We start from the raw sequence: 19,633 nt of genomic DNA on the forward strand, positions 1-19,633 counted from the left end.
AACTATTGGAAGGAGAGAAATCTCAAATGGCAAACAAGCGTGAATTCCCATTGGAAAAAACACGTAACATCGGTATTGTTGCCCACATCGATGCTGGTAAGACAACAACTACTGAACGTATCTTGTACTACACAGGTAAGATTCACAAAATTGGTGAAACACACGATGGTGCTTCACAAATGGACTGGATGGAACAAGAACAAGAACGTGGTATCACAATCACATCAGCTGCTACAACAGCTCAATGGAAAGACCACCGTATCAACATCATCGACACCCCAGGGCACGTTGACTTCACTGTCGAAGTTGAACGTTCTCTCCGTGTTCTTGATGGTGCGGTTGTTGTTTTGGATGCTCAATCTGGTGTTGAACCACAAACTGAAAATGTTTGGCGTCAAGCTACAACATACGGCGTTCCACGTATCGTCTTTGTTAACAAGATGGATAAGATTGGTGCCGACTTCGATTACTCTGTAAGCACAATCAAGGATCGTTTGCAAGCAAACCCATTGCCTGTTCAAATGCCTATCGGTGCTGAAGATCAATTCGAAGGTGTTATCGACTTGATCGAAATGAAGGCTGACCTTTATGATGAAGATGAACTTGGTTCAAAATGGGATACAGTTGATGTTCCTGAAGAATATCGTGAAGAAGCTGAAAACCGTCGTGATGCTATGATTGAAGCTTTGGCTGATGTTGATGACGAAATCATGGAAAAATACCTTGGCGGTGAAGAAATTTCTAAAGAAGAAATCAAGGCTGCTATCCGTAAAGCAACTTTGAACTTGGAAGTATATCCTGTCTTTGCAGGTTCTGCCTTCAAGAACAAGGGTGTTCAAATGATGCTTGATGGTGTTAACGACTACTTGCCATCACCACTTGATGTTAAAGCATACAAGGCAACAAATCCTGATACTGATGAAGAAGAAGATTTGATTGCTGACGATGACAAGCCATTTGCAGGTTTGGCATTCAAGATTGCTACTGACCCATTCGTTGGTCGTTTGACATTCTTCCGTGTTTACACAGGTACTTTGGAAGCTGGTTCATATGTTTTGAACGCTACTAAAGGCAAGCGTGAACGTGTTGGTCGTTTGCTCCAAATGCACTCTAACCACCGTAAAGAAATCCCAGAAGTATTCTCTGGTGATATCGCTGCTGCTATCGGCCTTAAGGACACTACAACTGGTGACTCCTTGACAGATCCAAAGCATCCACTTATTTTGGAATCAATGGAATTCCCTGATCCAGTTATCCAAGTTTCTGTTGAACCAAAATCCAAGGCTGACCAAGACAAGATGGATATTGCTTTGCAAAAACTTGCTGAAGAAGATCCTACTTTCAAGGCTGAAACAAACCCTGAAACAGGTGAAACACTTATCGCCGGCATGGGTGAACTTCACTTGGATATCATCGTTGACCGTATGAAGCGTGAATTCCACGTTGAAGCTAAGGTCGGCGAACCACAAGTTGCTTACCGTGAAACATTTACTAAGCAAGTTTCCGCACAAGGTAAATTTGTTCGCCAATCTGGTGGTAAAGGTCAATACGGTGATGTTTGGGTTGAATTTACACCAAATGAAGAAGGTAAAGGTTTCGAATTCGAAAACGCCATTGTCGGTGGTGTTGTTCCTCGTGAATACATTCCTTCTGTTGAACAAGGCTTGCGTGAAGCTATGGCAAATGGTGTCTTGGCAGGCTACCCACTTATCGATGTTAAGGCAAAACTTTATGATGGTTCTTACCACGAAGTCGATTCTTCCGAAGCTGCTTTCAAGGTTGCTGCATCCTTGGCATTGCGTAACGCTGCTCCAAAGGCTGGCGCCGTAATCCTTGAACCAATCATGAAGGTTGAAATCGTTGCTCCAGAAGATAACTTGGGTGATGTTATGGGTCACGTTACAGCTCGTCGTGGCCGTGTTGAAGGTATGGAAGCTCGTGGTAACGCACAAGTTGTTAATGCCTTTGTTCCATTGGCAGAAATGTTCGGTTACGCAACAACATTGCGTTCTGCAACACAAGGTCGTGGTACATTTACTATGACAATGGATCACTATGAACCAGTTCCAAAGTCAATCCAAGAAGAAATCATCAAGAAAAATGGTGCTAAAGCCTAATTCTTAGTGAATTAAAAAAGCACGTTTCGCAGAAATGCGGGACGTGTTTTTTTGTGCGGAAAATTATAAATAGCACTTACCTATTATTTTTCCAAATTTATCTACCTTAGGAACCCAGAAACTATTTTTAGTGTCACAAATGGAAATTTGCAATGAAGTAAGTAAATTTTTAGCTAATATAGAAACAGCTGTTGCTGTGAAATGTCTTCCGTCAAGCTGTAATCCATCTTTGATCTTTCCGACTACGTACTGTGATAATTCATACTCTGGATAGTAACTATCGGGAAATGAGTTACTGATGGCTTTATATATAGCAACAGTACTTTTGAACGTAGTTATATTTAAATTTTCTCGTATAGCACTCGCTTTATGCTCTAAAAAAGGTATTGAAAACAATATATTAATTTCTGGATTAATCAATGTTAAATATCTTACAATACTATGCAATATATCTTCAATTTCTTGTGTGCTAAGAAATTGACTGGTAATATTCATATTTTTAATATTATGAAGAGGTATCTTATTGAAAACATGATCATCTATCTTACATATTTCTGCAGATCCTAAATTACAATACAAAATATTTGTTTCTGATATTATTTTTCTGAGCGCTGTATTGTATTTGTTATTAAGTGAAATGCATGTTTCAATGTCGTTAGATTTTATCCATGGTCGCAATTCATCGGTATAACTTTCACCATCGAAGTATAAGTACTCCTTATCAGAAGAGTTTAAACAAATCCTCTTCAACTCGTTTAATATTACAGGAGGATTGAAGAGATTTCCCATGGGTCTCTAGATAATATTTTGGACTTATCTGCATACATGGATATATATCTGTGCGTGTTGCGGGTTGTACATGCGCCTATGAAAGTGATATTAATTTTTCCTAATTTAGACAATTTATTGTTTGACCAAAAAGATTGTAAATCATTGTCTGTATAGAAAAATATCCCATTATCTCTATATGCATTTTTCAAATTTAACACCTACCTTGTTTAACATTGTTAAAACATTACCGTATCCTCTAAGGATTTGTTCAAAATTTTCAATGATAATTTCTTTATAACTGCTATTTAACATAAATGATAAAATTATAGCCATACCTGCACGTATGTCAGGAGCTTGTATTTTATTTCAATACAATTCTTATTATTAGTATGGCCCACTATACCTTTATTTAGTATATCAAGACTTATACCCATACTATTTAAAGGTGGAATATGAGAATACCTTTCGTTATAGGTATAATCAACTATCAAGCTTTCAATATTTTTCGTAGCTAAGAAACTAGTGATTATAGGGTTTAAATCGGTTATCATATCTGGATATTGATCAAAGCGGACAACTAGTGGATGTTCAATTATATCAATATCTTTTTTGATTAATTTAACGCTTCTTTGGTCATCAATCAATTTGATACCAATTTTTTTCAGAAATTCAATTTGAGAATTAATAAAGCAATTTGTAGTTATCCCTTTGAGAGATAGAGTGTCTAATATATTGTAGTTTAACAAAATATAGGACATCGCCATTGTTGTATCGGGACACAAGGAATATTCGCAGTTCTTGAAAATTATCTTATCAACCTTCCTAATAATAAGGTGATTATGCTTAACATAGTATGTCCTATTTGTTGATAAGGAAAGAAAAGATAGCATTTCTTTAACAGAACTTTCTTTTGGAAATCCATAGATACTAATTTCACCAGGATATGAGTATGCCATTAGTAAGGAATTAAAGAATACACCTATACTTGATGTGCAACCTGTATAACAATTACAATTAATTTTTGGTGGCAACGTTGACAGTCTATTGGCTATATAGTAGTTATTGCTTGCAGAATATTCCAAAGTGGCTATTTCTTTCAACAAATTAAGGTGTGCGTCAATCGGTCTTTCGGAAAAGGTGCATCCTCCTGGCTTGCAAAATTCAAGGAAACCATTTCTGAGTACTAAACTAGAGATCATACCAATACTTGCTCTACTTACTTTATTTAATGGCGAAAGATCTTTTATTGATTTTAGAGATATAATTTCTAGAGACCTATCTTCTTTGTCAATATGAATTTTACCTATGTTATTTTTTTCTATAAAGTTTACAATACGAAAAAAGTCTAGGCAAAAAGGGATGTTCTTTATACGAATTCTTCTATTTGTTACGAAAAGAGATTGCAATAGAATATGTACGGAAGATATTTTATCTCCCTCTATTCGTATCTTTTTCTCACGTCCATCTGCTATAGAATTATTTTTAATTAATTTTATTTTCATAATAAGCCTCTTTTTAACTTGAATAATAAGATGAAAATGATATAATTATGAGCGCTTGATTAATACAAATGATATTTTAACACTGCCAAAGATAAAGTCAACACAATTATTTCACATTAACGAAATAATCGTGACTTTCCGAGAATAATTTCTATTTATTGAAGGTGATATGGTGGAAAAAGCATTACTGTCGTCGAAAACAATTTCGACGGCCGGGACATTATTTTTTAATGCAGTGATTGATTTGTGGGTCGTCCAGATATTTGGTTCAGCCAAAATATTGGGGAATACAATGGCATTCACGACGCTTGCAGCAGCGATTTGTTCATTTATTGGCGGATACTTAGCGGACAGCTCATTTAGGCTGCGGGTTTTGATCATGATAAATGCAGTATCTTCTTTGGTATGCGGCATTGCATTTTTAGAGCATAAACAGCTGATTGGCAACCCACTGACGGTCTATTTGCTGGTATTTCTTTTGAACATCGGCAGCTATCTCAGTTCGCCGCTTTTTAAGACCATCACGTCAATCAGCGTTGAGAAGACACGAATAGTTGCATTCAATCGAAGCATAACTTTTGCATCTCAGCTTTGTACGGTTTTGATTCCGCCAGCAGCAACGTGGCTTTTTGCAAAAAAGCTTATCGGCTTGGAAGGTGCGTTGCTTTTAAACGGATTATCGTTTGTTTTATGTGCCTTGTTGATGGTTGGTTTGCGGAAAGCTGATGGTGTAAAAACGGCCGGAAATTCGAACGGGTATCTCGGAACCATAAAATTGATTAAAAACAGCGGACCGATGCTGTTTATGGCCTTGTCAGGCTTCATTCTTAATTTTTTCCTGTCGGGAATCAATGTTTGGCTGCCTTATTTTACGACCAAAATCTTGCATAATGCTTCCGCTTACGGTGTTGCAATTTCATGTCAGGCTGTTGGAGGCATAATCGGTGCTTTGTCGATCAAGAAAATCAAGCTGGATACTTCGCTAAGGGTTGAACGACTCGGCTTGGTCATTTCGTGCGGGTTGCTTATGGCGATGTTGTTTGCCATTTCAGCTCCAGCGCTCATTTTGGCAATGTTCTTTTTGGCCGCAATCATAACAAGGTATAATATTGCACTTCAAAGTTTGATCCAAACGCACGTTGAACAAAAATATATCGGTAAAACGTTTTCGACGACGTATTTGATTGCCAATCTGGCTTTGCCAATCGCATCATTTTTGTTTGGGCATCTGCTTGATTTTTCATGGAAGTGGTTATTGGTAGTTGTCGCGCTTGGACTATCAAGTATGAATCTTCTTTGGATCATAATGAAAAAAAGAATCATCATAAGAAATATAGAGTAGGGGGATATACAATGCATGTTTTAATAATTTCACCGCTAAGAGAAGGATATATGAATCTTTGTGGCTGGTTGGACGGACTCAAAAGCGAGCGGGTTACGATCCTGACTCAAACAAAATATGAAAACAACATGAATAAGATGCTGAAATTGAATAATCAGGATGAATTTTGCCAAGTGAAGTCAATTGAAGCATTTACTGATGACAACGTTATTTGGAACGGGCTTAAAATCAATCGCGAAAATAAGATTGACATTGTTTTCGCATACACGGAAGAGATGATTCTGCCTGCAGCTCGGTTGCGTGAAGAATTGGGAATCAATGGTCAGAGCGTTAAAAGCGCAAAAGCTTTTCGAGATAAATGGACAATGTATGAAACGCTTTGTTCGAGCGAATTGTCGCTAAACGTTCCGCAGACGTTTAAAGTTGAAGGAATCGAGGACGTTTTGAAACTGGAAGATAAATTTCCAGTGGTTTTAAAACCGCGTTTTGGAGCCGGATCGGTAGATACGTTCGTAATCAAAAAAACTGATGAATTGGGTGATTTGACCAGTAAGGCCGACCTTTCGAATTATATCGCGCAAACCTTTGTCGAAGGCGATGTCTACCACATTGACGCGTTGGTTTTGGATAACGAAATCAAATATTCGGTCGTTTCAAAGTACTTCAATACTCCGCTCTGTTATCAGGATCAAAAATCGATTGCAAGCATTCAGATTGAGCAGACATCAAAAATCGCCTTGGATTTGAAAAAACTGACTGAAGACGTTTTGCGTGCGATGCCAACGCCCCAAAGCACAATCGTCCATTTGGAAGCATTTCATGATGGGAAAAAAGCAACTTTTCTTGAAGTCGGATCAAGAATCGGCGGTGGAAGGATCAATCAAGAGTTCGTGTACAATTTAGGAATCGATCCTGACAAAATTTTGTTGGAACACATGACGGGTCATGATTCTTCAAATGAATTCTTGAAAGAAATTGATGGAAAACTTTCGAAAAGACGCTGCGGTTTTGTTTTAACGGCACCGGGAAAAGGGGTGCTGACAAAGCTTCCGCCGCAATCGTTGTTTGACGTGCCTTCAAAAAATGCATATGATTACTATATTTATGGACGTACGGGCAGAAAATACGATTACGGACATTCAAGCGTTGACGCGATTGCTGCCGTCTCCGTATTTGGTAAAACGACTGATGGAATTTTGCGCGAATTAAGGAAAATCAACGAATGGGTTGATTTTAGCAGTGCTTATGAAGAGGAAGAGAAAAAGTGAAAATATTTGTTTATACATATTCACCGACTACAATCGGGTTTAATCCTGATTTTGACGGATATGTCATCACGACGGCCAATGCTTTTGAGAGGTACTTGAAACTAGGCTTTTTGAAAGAAAAGATCGAAATTGCAGAAAGCATAGATTTCAAACACGTTTTCAGGATTGTCCAAGATCTGGTTGAAAAGTTTTCGGATTTTGATGAAGTTTTTACGCTCAAGGAAAATGATATTGAATGGATCGATGTAATCAATGATTATTTTTTTGGCGAAAAAAACAAGCCGACTTTGGCATTGTTTAAGGACAAATACTATATGCGTTCCGTGCTTCAAGGAAAAATCGAGCAACCTGATTTTGTTGCGATGACACCGGAAATTTCAGCTGAAAAAGTTCCGGAAAAGGGCGTAATCAAGCCGAGAAGAGCAGAGGCGTCGCTTGGGGTCGATTTTTATACGAATCAGTTTGAGTTTGAACGGACAAGGGCAAATCTTGCGGCGGATGACGAGCTTATTTTGGAAGAAGCGGTTGATTATGATGTAATGTTTACTTGTGACGGCGTTTTTTATCAGAACGAATTGATTCAATTCTTCTCCAATCAATATTCGAACAAGGTTTCAAATTGCGATATTGAAAAATACACGATAATCCACACGAATGAGAATTATTGGAAAAATCCTTCATTAATATCAAGGTTGAAAGAAGATACCGCAGAAGTTTTAAAAATATTGACCAACGGTAAGGGAACGATTGCGTTTCATATGGAATGGTTCTATAATTCCGTCACGGATGTGCTGACGTTTTGTGAAGTCGGAGCGCGCTTTGGGGGATGGCATATTCCGGAAATAGTGGAACTAGCTTTTGGCCAGGACTATCGCAAAAACTACTGGGAGTTGAAAAACGGAAAACAATCTTTGAAAATGAAGCAAATCCCGCAGCCAAAGCAAGCCGCAGCAGTTGTCGGAATATATGCCAACCATACGGCAATTCCCGAAAACATGGGAAAACTGCTTGGAGCAAGATTCAAGTGCATCCAGTACGGAAGTTCATCAAAGAAAGGCGCAACGGGAAATTCTGACCTGTTGTGTTTGATCATGTTTGCAGAAGCCGACATTGAAAGCATCTATCGAACATCAGAAAAAATTGGCAAAATGATTGAGGAGGCATAGATTTGTTTAACGAATTGTTTGAAAAGTGGTGCATCAATCAAGGGTACGTTGAATTGGCCCCCAGTCCTTTGATAAGAAATGATAATCACTTGTTTACATTTTCTCCATTTGAAGATTTGGAAGATAACTATCTTGAAGAAAAGCGCTTTAAAGGCTTTAAGGTTCAGGATTGTTTTCGCAACGTTTTTCCGCAAAATTTGGTCAATCCCTTGTCGACGCCTTTGCAGAAGCTGGTCAGCATCCATGATTTTTCGTTCTCCGCCAGCTTGGGTGAATTGAAAAATTGCGTAAATGGTTTTTTGATTGACGAATTAGGACTTAATGAAACTGACGTCTACTATATTATTCCGGATGACGCAAGCGTGGTCGCATTATTTGGCGACAATCAGATTCCTGAAGAAAAAACGATCGTCATTGATAAAAACAGACTTGTCTGCAAGCTTCCTTTTGACGGGATTCATTACTATATCAAGGTGATTTATGCTTATAAGGGCGGCGTGGTTACCGTTGCGAACTTCGTTTTGGTCAATTATCAAAAGAAAAACTTTCAGCTTGACAGCGTGATTTATCCTGAAAGAATCAAAATGATCATGGATGATGGTGATTTTCTTTATGATTTGAAGATTTATGAAAACTGCAGAGATGAATTTCTCATAAAGATTATTGATGACAAAAGGACGTTTAACTTTGTCTTAGGCAATCTGAATGCGATTGATCATTTACGAAGGCTTGTTTTTGAGAGCAACAATAAGCAGGGGTACACGCTCAAACGACTTGAAAAAGAACTCTTCCAAGAATGTCTGACAAAGGAAATCGACTTTGAACAGATGATGACCGTTTTTTGTCAAAACGGAGTCGTTGACGGAAACTGCCGGGATTATCTCAGCGAACGTGAGAAAAAATTCGTTAAAAACAAAAGACAGTGCCTGCGAACGCTTAAGAAGAGATTGAGATCGGTCAAAATCGTTGATGAGACTTTATTCAACAGCCTTCACGGTGAACTTGGATGTACCAAAGAAGACGTAATTTCAACTTGTGAAACGTTGGGCATTAAAAACGAAATAAAAAAGGAAACGATTCAACAACGTTTTGCCTTTTACTATGAAAAATCAAAAAATACGATGACCGACCCTAAAAATCAGTATTGCTAAAAAGAGGTTGGGAAAAAAGTCCCGTTTCTTACTTGAATTAAATGAAATACCGAATGAAAGCGGTCGATTTTCGGCTAACTTCGTTCGGATTTCTTAAATACAGTGCTGCTCAACCAATCTTATTTAAATTTACCGCCAAACTATTTTTAGTCATTTCCATCATGAAAGGCGATCGTCATGTATACACAAAAAACCGGATCAGACTTGCGATTGATTGCAAGTCATCCGGTTTTTCAATTTGAGATATAGTTTTGTTTCGCATGATCTTTTCTACATATGTAGAAAGAGGGCTGAGCACTGTATTTGACAGGTCAGACAATCGTTGCGCCGAGGCAGTTCTTAAAATGATTCAGGGCCCATTCATGACCGGCCTGATCAAAGCTTGCAACGGCATCTTTTGGAATCGTCAAAGAATAATTTAGGTTGTAAGCAGCAATTGCCGTGTGGAGTACGCAGATGTCGGTGCAAACACCGCTGAGCCATAAATCGGTAATTCCGCGAGAACGCAAGTAGTTATCGAGATTCGTATTTTGAAAACTGGAGTAGCGGTTTTTAGCGAATTGGTAAACTGAAGGTGAGTCTTGGTAGGCTTTAAACCACGTATTTAAGTTACCGTATAATTCGTGCCCCCAGGTGTCTGCAATATTGTGGGGTGGGAACAACTTAGTTTCAGGGTGATAAGGATCATTGAGATGGTGAGTGTCAGTGGGGAAAATGACACAGTCGCCATTGGTATGAAATTCATTGGCTAAGTCAACCAATGTTGATTCAATAGCTTGACCGGCTTTTCCACAAGTCAGGGCGCCTTTATCGTCGACAAAATCATTAGTGTAATCAATAATGAGCAGTGCTTTCATAAAATTCCTCCTTATATACTGAATAAATTATAAAACATGACGAATCAAAAATAAAAGGTGAAATAAATTCGCTTTCAAAAAAAGTTTTTGCTTGCTTTGCTGGAATGTTTGTAATATCATAGAAAGGTACCTGTGCAAGGGACGGGTATAGATTTAGTTGTTAAACTTTTTTAAATGAGCTATGATGTGAAAGGTTGCGACACACCCGGCCGCTTTGCCACAGGTGTGGCGGTAATTTTCACGGAGCTAGTCTTGTTTTTAAAATAGACGAGGGAGGTAACATAATGGCAAAACAAAAGATTCGTATTCGTTTGAAGGCATACGAACACCGCATTTTAGATCAATCTGCTGACAAGATTGTTGAAACAGCAAAGAGAACAGGTGCTCAAATTTCTGGTCCTATTCCATTACCAACAGAACGCACACTTTACACAGTGCTCCGTTCACCACACAAGCACAAAGATTCTCGTGAACAATTCGAAATGCGCACACATAAGCGTTTGATCGATATCGTAAATCCAACACCAAAGACAGTTGACTCACTTATGAAGCTCGACTTGCCATCAGGCGTTGATATCGAAATCAAATTATAATTTAAAATCATAAAATAATTGGAGGTGTACTCATGACCACTAAAGGAATCTTAGGAAAAAAGGTAGGTATGACGCAAGTCTTTACTGAAAACGGCGAATTAGTTCCTGTAACTGTCGTTGAAGTTGGTACAAACGTTGTCTTGCAAGTTAAGACTGTTGAATCAGACGGTTACAACGCAATCCAACTTGGTTTTGATGACCAACGTAAAGTTAACGTTACAAAACCTGCCCAAGGTCATGCAGATAAAGCAAATACTAATCCTAAGCGCTTCGTTCGTGAAATCCGCGATGTGCTTGGCGATTACAAAGTCGGTGACGAAATCAAGGCAGACTTGTTTGAAGCAGGCGATGTCGTAGATGTAACAGGTACGTCCAAAGGACATGGTTTCCAAGGCTCAATCAAGAAGAACGGTCAACATCGTGGCCCTATGGCTCACGGTTCTCGTTACCACCGTCGTCCTGGTTCAATGGGTGTTATCATTAACCGTGTTATGAAAGGCAAGTTATTGCCAGGTCGTATGGGTGGCAACCGAGTAACAATCCAAAACTTGGATATTGTTAAAGCTGATACAGAAAATGGTGTACTTTTGATCAAGGGTAACGTTCCAGGCGCTAACAAGTCATACGTTACAATCAAGAGTACAGTTAAATAATTAGAGGAAGGGAGGAAAAATAAACATGCCTACAGTAGCATTATTTAAACAAGATGGTACTCAAAACGGCGACGTTACATTGAACGACGCAGTTTTCGGTATCGAACCAAATAACAATGTTGTTTTTGATGCAGTGCTTATGCAACGTGCATCATTACGTCAAGGTACACACGCTGTTAAGAACCGTTCCGCAGTTCGCGGCGGTGGTAAGAAGCCATGGCGGCAAAAGGGTACTGGTCGTGCTCGTCAAGGTTCTATCCGTTCACCACAATGGGTAGGCGGTGGCACAGTCTTTGGCCCTACACCACGCTCATATGCATACAAGCTTCCACGCAAAGTTCGTCGTCTTGCTATCAAGTCCGTCCTTTCTCAAAAGGTCTTGGACGAAAGCTTAGTTGTTGTTGAAGAACTTAGCTTTGACGCACCAAAGACAAAGGCTTTTGCTGAAGTTTTGAATAACTTAGACGTTAAGACAAAAGTTTTAGTAGTTCTTGAAGATGACAACAAGACAGCAGCACTTGCTGCTCGCAACTTGGCAAACGTTACAGTAATCCCAGCTAAGGGCTTGAACGTTTTGGATGTTGTTAACAACAACAAGATGGTCATCACAAAGGGAGCTCTTTCTCAAGTAGAGGAGGTTCTTGCATAATGGAATCACGCGATGTAATTTTACGTCCAGTTATCACAGAAGCTTCTATGGCTGAATTGGACAACAAACGTTACACATTTGACGTTGATACACGCGCAACTAAGTCTCAAATCAAGGCTGCTGTTGAAGATATCTTCGAAGTTAAAGTTGCTAAGCTCAACGTTATGAATGTTAAAGGCAAGAAGAAGCGCATGGGTCGTTACGAAGGCTACACAAAGAAGCGTCGTAAGGCTATTGTTACTTTGACTGCTGATTCAAAAGAAATTAAATTATTCGACGAAGAATAAAATAAATTAACCAGGAGGGAAACACAGTGGGGATTAAGAAATTCAAACCAACCTCTAACGGTCGTCGTAACATGACTGGTTCAGATTTCGCTGAAATCACAAAGACTACACCAGAAAAGTCATTGCTTGCTAAGAGCAACAAGACTGCAGGTCGTAACTCTTACGGTCATATCACAGTACGTCACCGTGGCGGTGGTCACAAGCGTCAATACCGTTTGATCGATTTCAAGCGTATTAAAGATGACGTTCCTGCAACAGTTAAGGCAATCGAATATGATCCAAACCGTTCCGCAAACATCGCATTAGTTGTTTACGCTGATGGTGTTAAATCATATATCCTTGCACCAAAGGGCCTCAAAGTTGGCCAACAAATTCAATCAGGTAAGGATGCAGATATCAAGGTAGGTAATGCTTTGCCATTGGCAAACATCCCAGTTGGTACTGTTATTCACAACATCGAACTTAAGCCTGGCAAGGGCGGCCAATTGGTTCGTTCAGCTGGTACATCAGCTCAATTGCTTGGTAAGGAAGGCAAATACGCAATCGTTCGTTTGACTTCTGGCGAAGTTCGCATGATCCTTGTTACTTGCCGTGCTACAATCGGTGCTGTTGGTAATGAACAACACGAATTGATTAACATCGGTAAAGCTGGTCGTTCACGCTGGATGGGCAAGCGTCCACAATCTCGTGGTTCCGTAATGAACCCTAACGATCACCCACACGGTGGTGGTGAAGGTAAAGCACCTGTTGGTCGTCCATCACCTATGTCACCATGGGGCAAGAAGACAGCCGGCAATAAGACTCGTTCTAAGAAAGCTCGTTCTAACAAGTTGATCGTTCGCGGTCGTAATAAGAAATAATTCGTAGCCGCAAAAGGCGGTTAATGTTCCGAAAGGAGGACATACTTTGAGTCGTAGTTTGAAAAAAGGACCTTTCGTCGATGAACATTTGATGAAAAAGGTTGAAGCACAAGCTGATCAAGAAAAGAAGTCAGTTATCAAGACATGGTCACGTCGTTCCACGATCTTCCCTAGCTTCATTGGCTACACAATCGCTGTGTACGATGGACGTAAGCATGTTCCAGTTTACATCCAAGAAGATATGGTAGGTCACAAGTTGGGTGAATTCGTGCCAACTCGTACATTCCATGGCCATGCAGCAGACGATAAGAAGACAGGCAAGAAGTAATACAAGGGAGGATAAAACATGGCTGAACAAGTAACATCAGCAAAAGCAACTGCCAAGACAGTTCGAATCCCTGCACGTAAAGCACGTCTTGTGATCGATCTTATCCGCGGTAAAAGTGTTGCTGAAGCATTGGGTATCTTGAAGTTCACACCAAGATCCGGTGCTTACTTAGTTGAAAAAGTATTGAAATCTGCAATTGCAAATGCAGAAAACAACTTTGACTTGGATGTCGAAGATTTGTATGTAAGCGAAGCATATGCTAACGAAGGACCAACTTTGAAACGGTTCCGTCCTCGTGCAAAGGGTTCCGCTTCTCCAATCAACAAGCGCACAAGTCACATCACAGTTGTTGTATCTGTTAAATAAGGAGGGATAACGCGTGGGTCAAAAAATCAATCCTACAGGGTTACGTGTTGGTATCATTCGTGACTGGGATGCAAAATGGTACGCTGAAAAAGACTTTGCATCAAACCTTCACGAAGATTTACACATTCGTAAATACATCGAAAAGAAGTTAGCCGACGCTTCTGTCTCTACCGTTGAAATTGAACGTGCAGCAAAGCGTGTTAACGTTTCAATCCATACTGCAAAGCCTGGTATGGTTATCGGTAAAGGCGGTTCTGAAGTTGAAAAGCTTCGTAAAGAATTAAATAACTTGACAGGCAAGCGAGTACACATTAACATTGTGGAAATCAAGAAGCCTGATTTGGATGCTAAGCTTGTTGGCGAAAGCATTGCACAACAATTGGAAAACCGTGTTGCTTTCCGTCGTGCTATGAAGCAAGCTATCCAACGTACAATGCGTGCTGGCGCACAAGGTATCAAGGTTCAAGTTGCTGGTCGTTTGAACGGTGCAGATATGTCCCGTGTTGAACGTTTCTCAGAAGGTACTGTTCCTTTGCACACATTGCGTGCAGATATCGATTACGCTTGGGTTGAAGCTCGTACAACATACGGCCAACTTGGTGTTAAGGTATGGATCTACCGTGGCGAAGTTTTGCCAGAAAAGAAAGATAACAGCAAAGGAGGGAAATAATCTATGTTAGTACCAAAACGTGTAAAGCACCGTCGTGAATTTCGCGGTAAGATGCGTGGTGAAGCAAAAGGCGGTAAAGAAGTAGCATTCGGCGAATACGGTTTGCAAGCAGTTGAATCCCACTGGATTACCAACCGTCAAATCGAAGCAGCTCGTATTGCGATGACTCGTTACATGAAGCGTGGTGGGAAAGTTTGGATTAAGATTTTCCCTCACAAGTCTTACACAGCTAAGGCTATCGGTGTTCGTATGGGTTCTGGGAAAGGTGCTCCAGAAGGCTGGGTATCACCAGTTAAGCGCGGCAAGGTTATGTTTGAAATTGCCGGTGTTTCTGAAGAAGTTGCTCGTGAAGCATTCCGTTTGGCATCACACAAACTCCCAGTTAAGACAAAGTTTGTAAAACGTGAGGTAGGTGGCGAATCAAATGAAGATTAATGAACTTAATGAATTAACCACTGATGAAATGCTTGAAAAAGAAAAGCAATTCAAAGAAGAATTATTCAACTTGCGTTTCCAATTAGCTACCGGTCAATTAGAAAATACTGCTCGCTTAAAGGAAGTTCGCAAGTCAATTGCACGCATTAAGACAGTATTGCGTCAAAAAGAATTAAACAAATAAGAATACGAAAAGGAGGCTAACCACGAATGAGTGAAGGTCGTAACCAACGCAAAGTCTACCAAGGACGTGTCGTTTCTGACAAGATGGATAAAACTATCACAGTTTCTGTTGAAACTTATGTTAACCACAAAGTTTATGGCAAACGTGTTAAGTATTCCAAGAAGTACAAAGCACATGACGAAAACAACGAAGCAAAAGTTGGCGATATCGTCAAAATTATGGAAACACGCCCATTGTCAGCTACAAAACGTTTCCGTTTATTAGAAATCGTTGAAAAAGCAGTTATTATCTAATTTTGATAATCAACTAACATTCGTATTCTGATCTATCTAATAGCGAAAGGAGGTCACATACTGTGATCCAACAAGAAAGTCGTTTGAAAGTCGCTGATAATTCAGGTGCTCGTGAAATCTTGGTTATCAAGATCTTGGGCGGTTCTCGTGTGAAGACTGCAAATATCGGTGACATTATTGTTGCTACTGTTAAACAAGCAACACCAGGTGGCGTTGTCAAAAAAGGCGATGTTGTCAAGGCTGTTGTTGTTCGTACTAAGTCTGGTGCACACCGTGCAGATGGTTCTTACATCAAGTTTGATGAAAACGCCGCTGTAATTATCGGTGATGACAAGTCACCTAAGGGTACACGTATTTTCGGGCCAGTTGCTCGTGAATTGCGTGACGGAAACTTCATGAAGATTGTTTCCTTAGCACCTGAAGTATTGTAAAACCATTATCGGGCAAGGAGGTGCACAAGCAGAATGTTCATCAAAACTAATGACAAAGTAAAAGTTATTGCCGGTAAAGACAAGGGTAAAGAAGGCGTAGTTGTTCGCGTATTCCCTGGTAAAGACCGTGTAGTTGTTAAAGGCGTAAACCTTGTTAAGAAGCATCAAAAGCCAAGCAACGCTAACCCAAATGGTGGTATCGTTGAAGAAGAAGCACCAATTCATGTTTCTAACGTTATGCTTATCGACCCATCTACAAACGAAGCAACTCGTGTAAGCTTCAAGGTTGTTGACGGCAAAAAAGTCCGTGTTTCAAAGAAATCCGGCAACACAATCGAATTTAAAGACTAATTAGTTAGGAAAGGAGGAAATATTCTTCATGGTCAACCGTTTAAAAGAAAAATATGATAAAGAAATCGTTCCATCAATGATGGAAAAATTTAGTTATAAGTCAATCATGCAAGCTCCAAAGATTGATAAGATCGTTATCAACATGGGTGTTGGTGATGCTGTAACAAATGCTAAGAATTTGGATGAAGCTGTCGAAGAATTGACACTTATCTCAGGTCAAAAGCCTGTTATTACACGTGCCAAAAAGTCTATCGCTGGTTTCCGTTTACGTGAAGGTATGGCAATCGGTGCCAAGGTAACTCTTCGCGGTCAACGTATGTATGAATTCTTGGACAAATTAGTTTCAGTTTCATTGCCTCGTGTGCGTGATTTCCACGGTGTAAGCAAGCGTGCCTTTGACGGCCGTGGTAACTACACTTTGGGTGTACGTGAACAATTGATCTTCCCTGAAATTGATTTTGATAATGTTAACAAAGTTCGTGGTTTGGACATCGTTATCGTTACAACTGCTAAAACAGATGAAGAATCACGCGAACTTTTGACACAACTCGGAATGCCATTCGCAAAATAAGGGGGTATAACATTGGCTAAAAAGTCACAAATCGTAAGAAACCATCGACCAGCCAAGTTCTCGACACAAGCATACACACGTTGCGAACGTTGCGGTCGTCCACACTCTGTATATCGCAAATTCAAGTTATGCCGTGTTTGCCTGCGCGACCTTGCCCACAAGGGTCAAATCCCTGGCATGAAAAAGGCTAGCTGGTAATCCAAATATTTTATAAAGGAGGCAAACAACATGGCAATGACTGATCCAATTGCAGACTTCTTGACACGTATTCGTAATGCTAACATGGCAAAGCACGAATCAGTTGAAGTCCCAGCTTCAAAGATGAAGCATGACATCGCTGAAATCCTTAAGAACGAAGGATTTATCCGCGACGTTGAATACATTGATGATGACAAGCAAGGTATCATCCGCGTATTCTTGAAATATGGTAAAAACAACGAACGTGTAATCTCTGGTCTTCGTCGTATTTCCAAGCCAGGCTTGCGTTCATACGTTAAAGCAGACGCTGTTCCTAAGGTTCTTAACGGCTTAGGTATCGCTATCTTGTCAACATCTGAAGGTGTTATGACTGATAAAGATGCTCGCGCTAAGAAAATTGGCGGCGAAGTAATTGCTTACATTTGGTAATAAATATAAATAGCAAGGAGGTGTCTATCTCGTGAGTCGTATTGGTTTTAAAGCAGTTGAATTGCCTGAAGGCGTTGAAGTCAAGCAAGACGGTAACGTTGTGACTGTCAAAGGTCCTAAGGGTGAATTAACGCGTGAATTTTCAGATTTAATCAAGATTAACGTTGAAGGTAACGTCGTAACTTTCAGCCGTGAATCTGATGATAACAAAACTAAATCATTGCATGGTACAACCCGTGCCAACTTCCATAACATGGTTGTCGGTGTTTCTGAAGGCTTCAAGAAGGAACTTGAACTTCGCGGTGTTGGTTACCGTGCTCAAATGCAAGGTAAGAAGCTCGTTTTGAACGTTGGCTATTCTCACCCTGTAGAATTTGAAGAAGAAGATGGTATCAAGTTCGAAACACCATCTGCAACTTCAATCATCGTTTCAGGTATCAACAAGGAAGAAGTTGGCGATTGTGCAGCTCGCATTCGTGCAACTCGTGCACCAGAACCTTACAAGGGCAAAGGTATTCGTTACGTTGGCGAATATGTACGTCGTAAGGAAGGTAAGACTGGTAAATAATCTTGCAGCATGATGCTGTTTTAAATTAATCTAAGAGGTGAAAATTGTGATTTCAAAACCAGATAAGAATAAGACACGTCAAAAACGTCATACACGTGTCCGTGGTAAAATCTCTGGTACTGCTGAGTGCCCACGCTTAAATGTTTATCGTTCAAACAAAAACATCTACGCTCAAGTTATTGATGACGTAGCGGGTGTGACGCTAGTTAGTGCCTCTACTTTAGACAGTGAAGTTAGCGGCTCAAGCAAGACTGAACAAGCTGCTTCAGTTGGTGCTGTAGTTGCTAAACGTGCTGCAGACAAGGGTATCAAAGAAGTTGTATTTGACCGTGGCGGATACCTTTATCATGGTCGTGTGCAAGCTTTAGCTGAAGCTGCACGCGAAAACGGCTTAGACTTTTAGGAAAAGGAGGAAATAACGTTTATGACTTTTATTGATCCAGCTCAATTAGATTTAGAAGATCGCGTTGTAGCGATTAACCGCATCACTAAAGTTGTTAAAGGTGGACGTCGTCTTCGTTTCGCTGCTTTAGTTATTGTCGGTGACCATAATGGCCACGTTGGCTTCGGTACAGGTAAAGCTCAAGAAGTTCCTGAAGCTATCCGTAAGGCTGTTGATGCTGCTCGTAAGAACTTAATCAAAGTTCCAATGGTCGGAACAACACTTCCTCACGAAGTTATCGGTCAATACAGCGGTAGCCGCATCTTGCTTAAGCCAGCTGAAGCAGGTTCTGGGGTTGCAGCCGGTGGTGCTGTTCGTGCCGTTATGGAACTTGCCGGAGTTGCTGATGTTACAAGTAAATCATTGGGCTCCAACACACCAATCAACGTTGTTCGCGCAACAGTCGATGGTTTGACAAAGATGAAAGATGCTGAAGAAGTCGCTGCAATGCGCGGCGTTTCTGTTCAACATTTAGCAGAATAATAAGGAGGACAAATTCATGGCTAACTTGAAAGTTACTTTAGTACGTTCTGTCATTGGACGTCCTCAAAATCAACGCGATATTGTTAAAGGTTTAGGCCTTGGTCGTGTGAACAGCTCTGTTGTTGTTCCTGACAATGCTGCAATGCGCGGTGTGATTCGCAAAATCAATCATTTAGTGGACGTTGAATTGGCTAAATAATTATTATTTAGAAGAATGGAGGTGCCAACCCTAATGAAATTACATGAATTAAAGCCAGCAGAAGGCTCACGTCAAGTTCGCAACCGCGTCGGTCGTGGTACTTCATCCGGCAATGGTAAAACTGCAGGTCGTGGCCAAAAAGGTCAAAAGGCTCGTAGCAAGGTACGTGTGGGCTTTGAAGGTGGACAAATGCCATTGTTCCGTCGTATGCCTAAACGCGGTTTCAAGAACATCAATCGCAAGGACTATGCAATTGTTAACTTGGAAACATTAAACAAATTTGAAGATGGCACAGAAGTTACACCAGCATTGTTGGTGGAAACACGTGTCGTTAAAGATGAAAAAGATGGTATCAAGGTCTTGGGCAATGGTGAATTGACTAAGAAGTTGACTGTTAAGGCCAACAAATTCTCAGCATCTGCTAAGGCAGCCATCGAAGCAGCAGGCGGTACAGCTGAGGTGATGTAAT

The 19,633-nt window shown here is 40.3% G+C and carries 29 protein-coding genes; 26 read left to right on the forward strand and 3 right to left on the reverse strand.

Annotated elements, in window-relative coordinates; translation table 11 throughout:
• Positions 1 to 26 precede the first annotated feature (26 nt).
• Positions 27 to 2,117: an elongation factor G gene (fusA, locus tag BMX26_RS06165; RefSeq protein ID WP_075530572.1), complete on the forward strand. Its 2,091-nt coding sequence runs from the start codon at positions 27 to 29 to the stop codon at positions 2,115 to 2,117.
• Positions 2,118 to 2,180: 63 nt separating this feature from the next.
• Here fusA and BMX26_RS06170 read toward each other — a convergent pair whose 3' ends face one another.
• Both BMX26_RS06170 and BMX26_RS06175 read right to left on the reverse strand, forming a co-directional pair.
• Positions 2,181 to 2,906, reverse strand: coding sequence for a GSCFA domain-containing protein (locus BMX26_RS06170; protein ID WP_075530573.1), 726 nt, complete (start codon positions 2,904 to 2,906; stop codon positions 2,181 to 2,183).
• A gap of 305 nt (positions 2,907 to 3,211) precedes the next feature.
• Positions 3,212 to 4,390: a hypothetical protein gene (locus tag BMX26_RS06175; RefSeq protein WP_075530574.1), complete on the reverse strand. Its 1,179-nt coding sequence runs from the start codon at positions 4,388 to 4,390 to the stop codon at positions 3,212 to 3,214.
• A 169-nt stretch (positions 4,391 to 4,559) separates the two neighbouring features.
• On the opposite strand from BMX26_RS06175, the gene BMX26_RS06180 reads away from it, so the two are divergent.
• From BMX26_RS06180 to BMX26_RS06195, 4 genes are read left to right on the forward strand one after another with little or no spacing between them, the layout of a single operon-like run.
• On the forward strand, positions 4,560 to 5,732 hold the full coding sequence (locus BMX26_RS06180; RefSeq protein ID WP_075530575.1) for an MFS transporter: 1,173 nt from the start codon (positions 4,560 to 4,562) through the stop codon (positions 5,730 to 5,732).
• Positions 5,733 to 5,743: 11 nt separating this feature from the next.
• Positions 5,744 to 7,000: an ATP-grasp domain-containing protein gene (locus BMX26_RS06185; protein ID WP_225355217.1), complete on the forward strand. Its 1,257-nt coding sequence runs from the start codon at positions 5,744 to 5,746 to the stop codon at positions 6,998 to 7,000.
• Complete coding sequence (locus BMX26_RS06190) at positions 6,997 to 8,166, forward strand: ATP-grasp domain-containing protein (protein ID WP_075530576.1); 1,170 nt, start codon at positions 6,997 to 6,999, stop codon at positions 8,164 to 8,166. Before BMX26_RS06185 ends, BMX26_RS06190 begins: the two co-directional genes overlap by 4 nt.
• Before the next feature lie 2 nt (positions 8,167 to 8,168).
• Positions 8,169 to 9,317: a hypothetical protein gene (locus tag BMX26_RS06195; protein WP_075530577.1), complete on the forward strand. Its 1,149-nt coding sequence runs from the start codon at positions 8,169 to 8,171 to the stop codon at positions 9,315 to 9,317.
• Positions 9,318 to 9,628: 311 nt separating this feature from the next.
• On the opposite strand, the gene BMX26_RS06205 is transcribed toward BMX26_RS06195, so the two are convergent.
• Complete coding sequence (locus tag BMX26_RS06205; protein WP_075530579.1) at positions 9,629 to 10,174, reverse strand: cysteine hydrolase family protein; 546 nt, start codon at positions 10,172 to 10,174, stop codon at positions 9,629 to 9,631.
• Positions 10,175 to 10,458: 284 nt separating this feature from the next.
• Here BMX26_RS06205 and rpsJ point away from each other — a divergent pair, with 284 nt between their 5' ends.
• From rpsJ to rplO, 21 genes are all read left to right on the forward strand, one after another.
• Positions 10,459 to 10,767 carry a 30S ribosomal protein S10 gene (rpsJ, locus tag BMX26_RS06210; RefSeq protein WP_143454873.1) on the forward strand — a complete coding sequence of 103 codons (309 nt, stop codon included), beginning with the start codon at positions 10,459 to 10,461 and terminating at the stop codon, positions 10,765 to 10,767.
• Between the two features lie 32 nt (positions 10,768 to 10,799).
• A complete protein-coding gene (rplC, locus tag BMX26_RS06215) occupies positions 10,800 to 11,420 on the forward strand; it encodes a 50S ribosomal protein L3 (protein ID WP_075530581.1) in 621 nt (206 codons plus the stop codon).
• 25 nt (positions 11,421 to 11,445) lie between these two features.
• The gene (rplD, locus tag BMX26_RS06220) at positions 11,446 to 12,069 is read left to right on the forward strand and encodes a 50S ribosomal protein L4 (protein WP_075530582.1); all 624 of its coding nucleotides are present in this window, start codon (positions 11,446 to 11,448) and stop codon (positions 12,067 to 12,069) included.
• A complete protein-coding gene (rplW, locus tag BMX26_RS06225) occupies positions 12,069 to 12,356 on the forward strand; it encodes a 50S ribosomal protein L23 (RefSeq protein WP_075530583.1) in 288 nt (95 codons plus the stop codon). Before rplD ends, rplW begins: the two co-directional genes overlap by 1 nt.
• A gap of 26 nt (positions 12,357 to 12,382) precedes the next feature.
• A complete protein-coding gene (gene rplB, locus BMX26_RS06230) occupies positions 12,383 to 13,216 on the forward strand; it encodes a 50S ribosomal protein L2 (RefSeq protein WP_075530584.1) in 834 nt (277 codons plus the stop codon).
• A gap of 46 nt (positions 13,217 to 13,262) precedes the next feature.
• Positions 13,263 to 13,544 (forward strand): 30S ribosomal protein S19, encoded by a 282-nt coding sequence (rpsS, locus tag BMX26_RS06235; protein ID WP_004050313.1) that lies wholly within the window; start codon positions 13,263 to 13,265, stop codon positions 13,542 to 13,544.
• An 18-nt stretch (positions 13,545 to 13,562) separates the two neighbouring features.
• Complete coding sequence (gene rplV, locus BMX26_RS06240) at positions 13,563 to 13,910, forward strand: 50S ribosomal protein L22 (protein WP_075530585.1); 348 nt, start codon at positions 13,563 to 13,565, stop codon at positions 13,908 to 13,910.
• Between the two features lie 13 nt (positions 13,911 to 13,923).
• A complete protein-coding gene (gene rpsC, locus BMX26_RS06245; protein WP_003692949.1) occupies positions 13,924 to 14,580 on the forward strand; it encodes a 30S ribosomal protein S3 in 657 nt (218 codons plus the stop codon).
• Positions 14,581 to 14,583: 3 nt separating this feature from the next.
• Complete coding sequence (gene rplP / locus BMX26_RS06250; protein WP_075530586.1) at positions 14,584 to 15,015, forward strand: 50S ribosomal protein L16; 432 nt, start codon at positions 14,584 to 14,586, stop codon at positions 15,013 to 15,015.
• The gene (gene rpmC, locus BMX26_RS06255; protein ID WP_075530587.1) at positions 15,005 to 15,199 is read left to right on the forward strand and encodes a 50S ribosomal protein L29; all 195 of its coding nucleotides are present in this window, start codon (positions 15,005 to 15,007) and stop codon (positions 15,197 to 15,199) included. Before rplP ends, rpmC begins: the two co-directional genes overlap by 11 nt.
• A gap of 26 nt (positions 15,200 to 15,225) precedes the next feature.
• Complete coding sequence (gene rpsQ, locus BMX26_RS06260) at positions 15,226 to 15,492, forward strand: 30S ribosomal protein S17 (RefSeq protein WP_075530588.1); 267 nt, start codon at positions 15,226 to 15,228, stop codon at positions 15,490 to 15,492.
• 62 nt (positions 15,493 to 15,554) lie between these two features.
• Positions 15,555 to 15,923, forward strand: a complete 369-nt coding sequence (gene rplN / locus BMX26_RS06265; RefSeq protein WP_004050293.1) for a 50S ribosomal protein L14 — start codon at positions 15,555 to 15,557, stop codon at positions 15,921 to 15,923.
• A 33-nt stretch (positions 15,924 to 15,956) separates the two neighbouring features.
• A complete protein-coding gene (rplX, locus tag BMX26_RS06270; protein ID WP_075530589.1) occupies positions 15,957 to 16,274 on the forward strand; it encodes a 50S ribosomal protein L24 in 318 nt (105 codons plus the stop codon).
• 28 nt (positions 16,275 to 16,302) lie between these two features.
• A complete protein-coding gene (rplE, locus tag BMX26_RS06275; RefSeq protein ID WP_075530590.1) occupies positions 16,303 to 16,845 on the forward strand; it encodes a 50S ribosomal protein L5 in 543 nt (180 codons plus the stop codon).
• Positions 16,846 to 16,857: 12 nt separating this feature from the next.
• Complete coding sequence (locus BMX26_RS06280; protein WP_075530591.1) at positions 16,858 to 17,043, forward strand: type Z 30S ribosomal protein S14; 186 nt, start codon at positions 16,858 to 16,860, stop codon at positions 17,041 to 17,043.
• A gap of 30 nt (positions 17,044 to 17,073) precedes the next feature.
• A complete protein-coding gene (gene rpsH / locus BMX26_RS06285; protein WP_075530592.1) occupies positions 17,074 to 17,472 on the forward strand; it encodes a 30S ribosomal protein S8 in 399 nt (132 codons plus the stop codon).
• Positions 17,473 to 17,503: 31 nt separating this feature from the next.
• Positions 17,504 to 18,040: a 50S ribosomal protein L6 gene (rplF, locus tag BMX26_RS06290; RefSeq protein WP_075530593.1), complete on the forward strand. Its 537-nt coding sequence runs from the start codon at positions 17,504 to 17,506 to the stop codon at positions 18,038 to 18,040.
• Positions 18,041 to 18,086: 46 nt separating this feature from the next.
• On the forward strand, positions 18,087 to 18,443 hold the full coding sequence (gene rplR / locus BMX26_RS06295) for a 50S ribosomal protein L18 (RefSeq protein ID WP_075530594.1): 357 nt from the start codon (positions 18,087 to 18,089) through the stop codon (positions 18,441 to 18,443).
• Positions 18,444 to 18,464: 21 nt separating this feature from the next.
• Complete coding sequence (gene rpsE, locus BMX26_RS06300; protein ID WP_075530595.1) at positions 18,465 to 18,965, forward strand: 30S ribosomal protein S5; 501 nt, start codon at positions 18,465 to 18,467, stop codon at positions 18,963 to 18,965.
• A gap of 16 nt (positions 18,966 to 18,981) precedes the next feature.
• Positions 18,982 to 19,164 (forward strand): 50S ribosomal protein L30, encoded by a 183-nt coding sequence (gene rpmD, locus BMX26_RS06305; RefSeq protein ID WP_003696799.1) that lies wholly within the window; start codon positions 18,982 to 18,984, stop codon positions 19,162 to 19,164.
• A gap of 33 nt (positions 19,165 to 19,197) precedes the next feature.
• Positions 19,198 to 19,632, forward strand: a complete 435-nt coding sequence (gene rplO, locus BMX26_RS06310) for a 50S ribosomal protein L15 (RefSeq protein WP_075530596.1) — start codon at positions 19,198 to 19,200, stop codon at positions 19,630 to 19,632.
• The last annotated feature ends 1 nt before the right edge of the window (position 19,633 follow it).

Origin of the sequence: Ligilactobacillus sp. WC1T17 (assembly GCA_900110005.1) — a bacterium.
Taxonomy (GTDB): domain Bacteria; phylum Bacillota; class Bacilli; order Lactobacillales; family Lactobacillaceae; genus Ligilactobacillus; species Ligilactobacillus ruminis_A.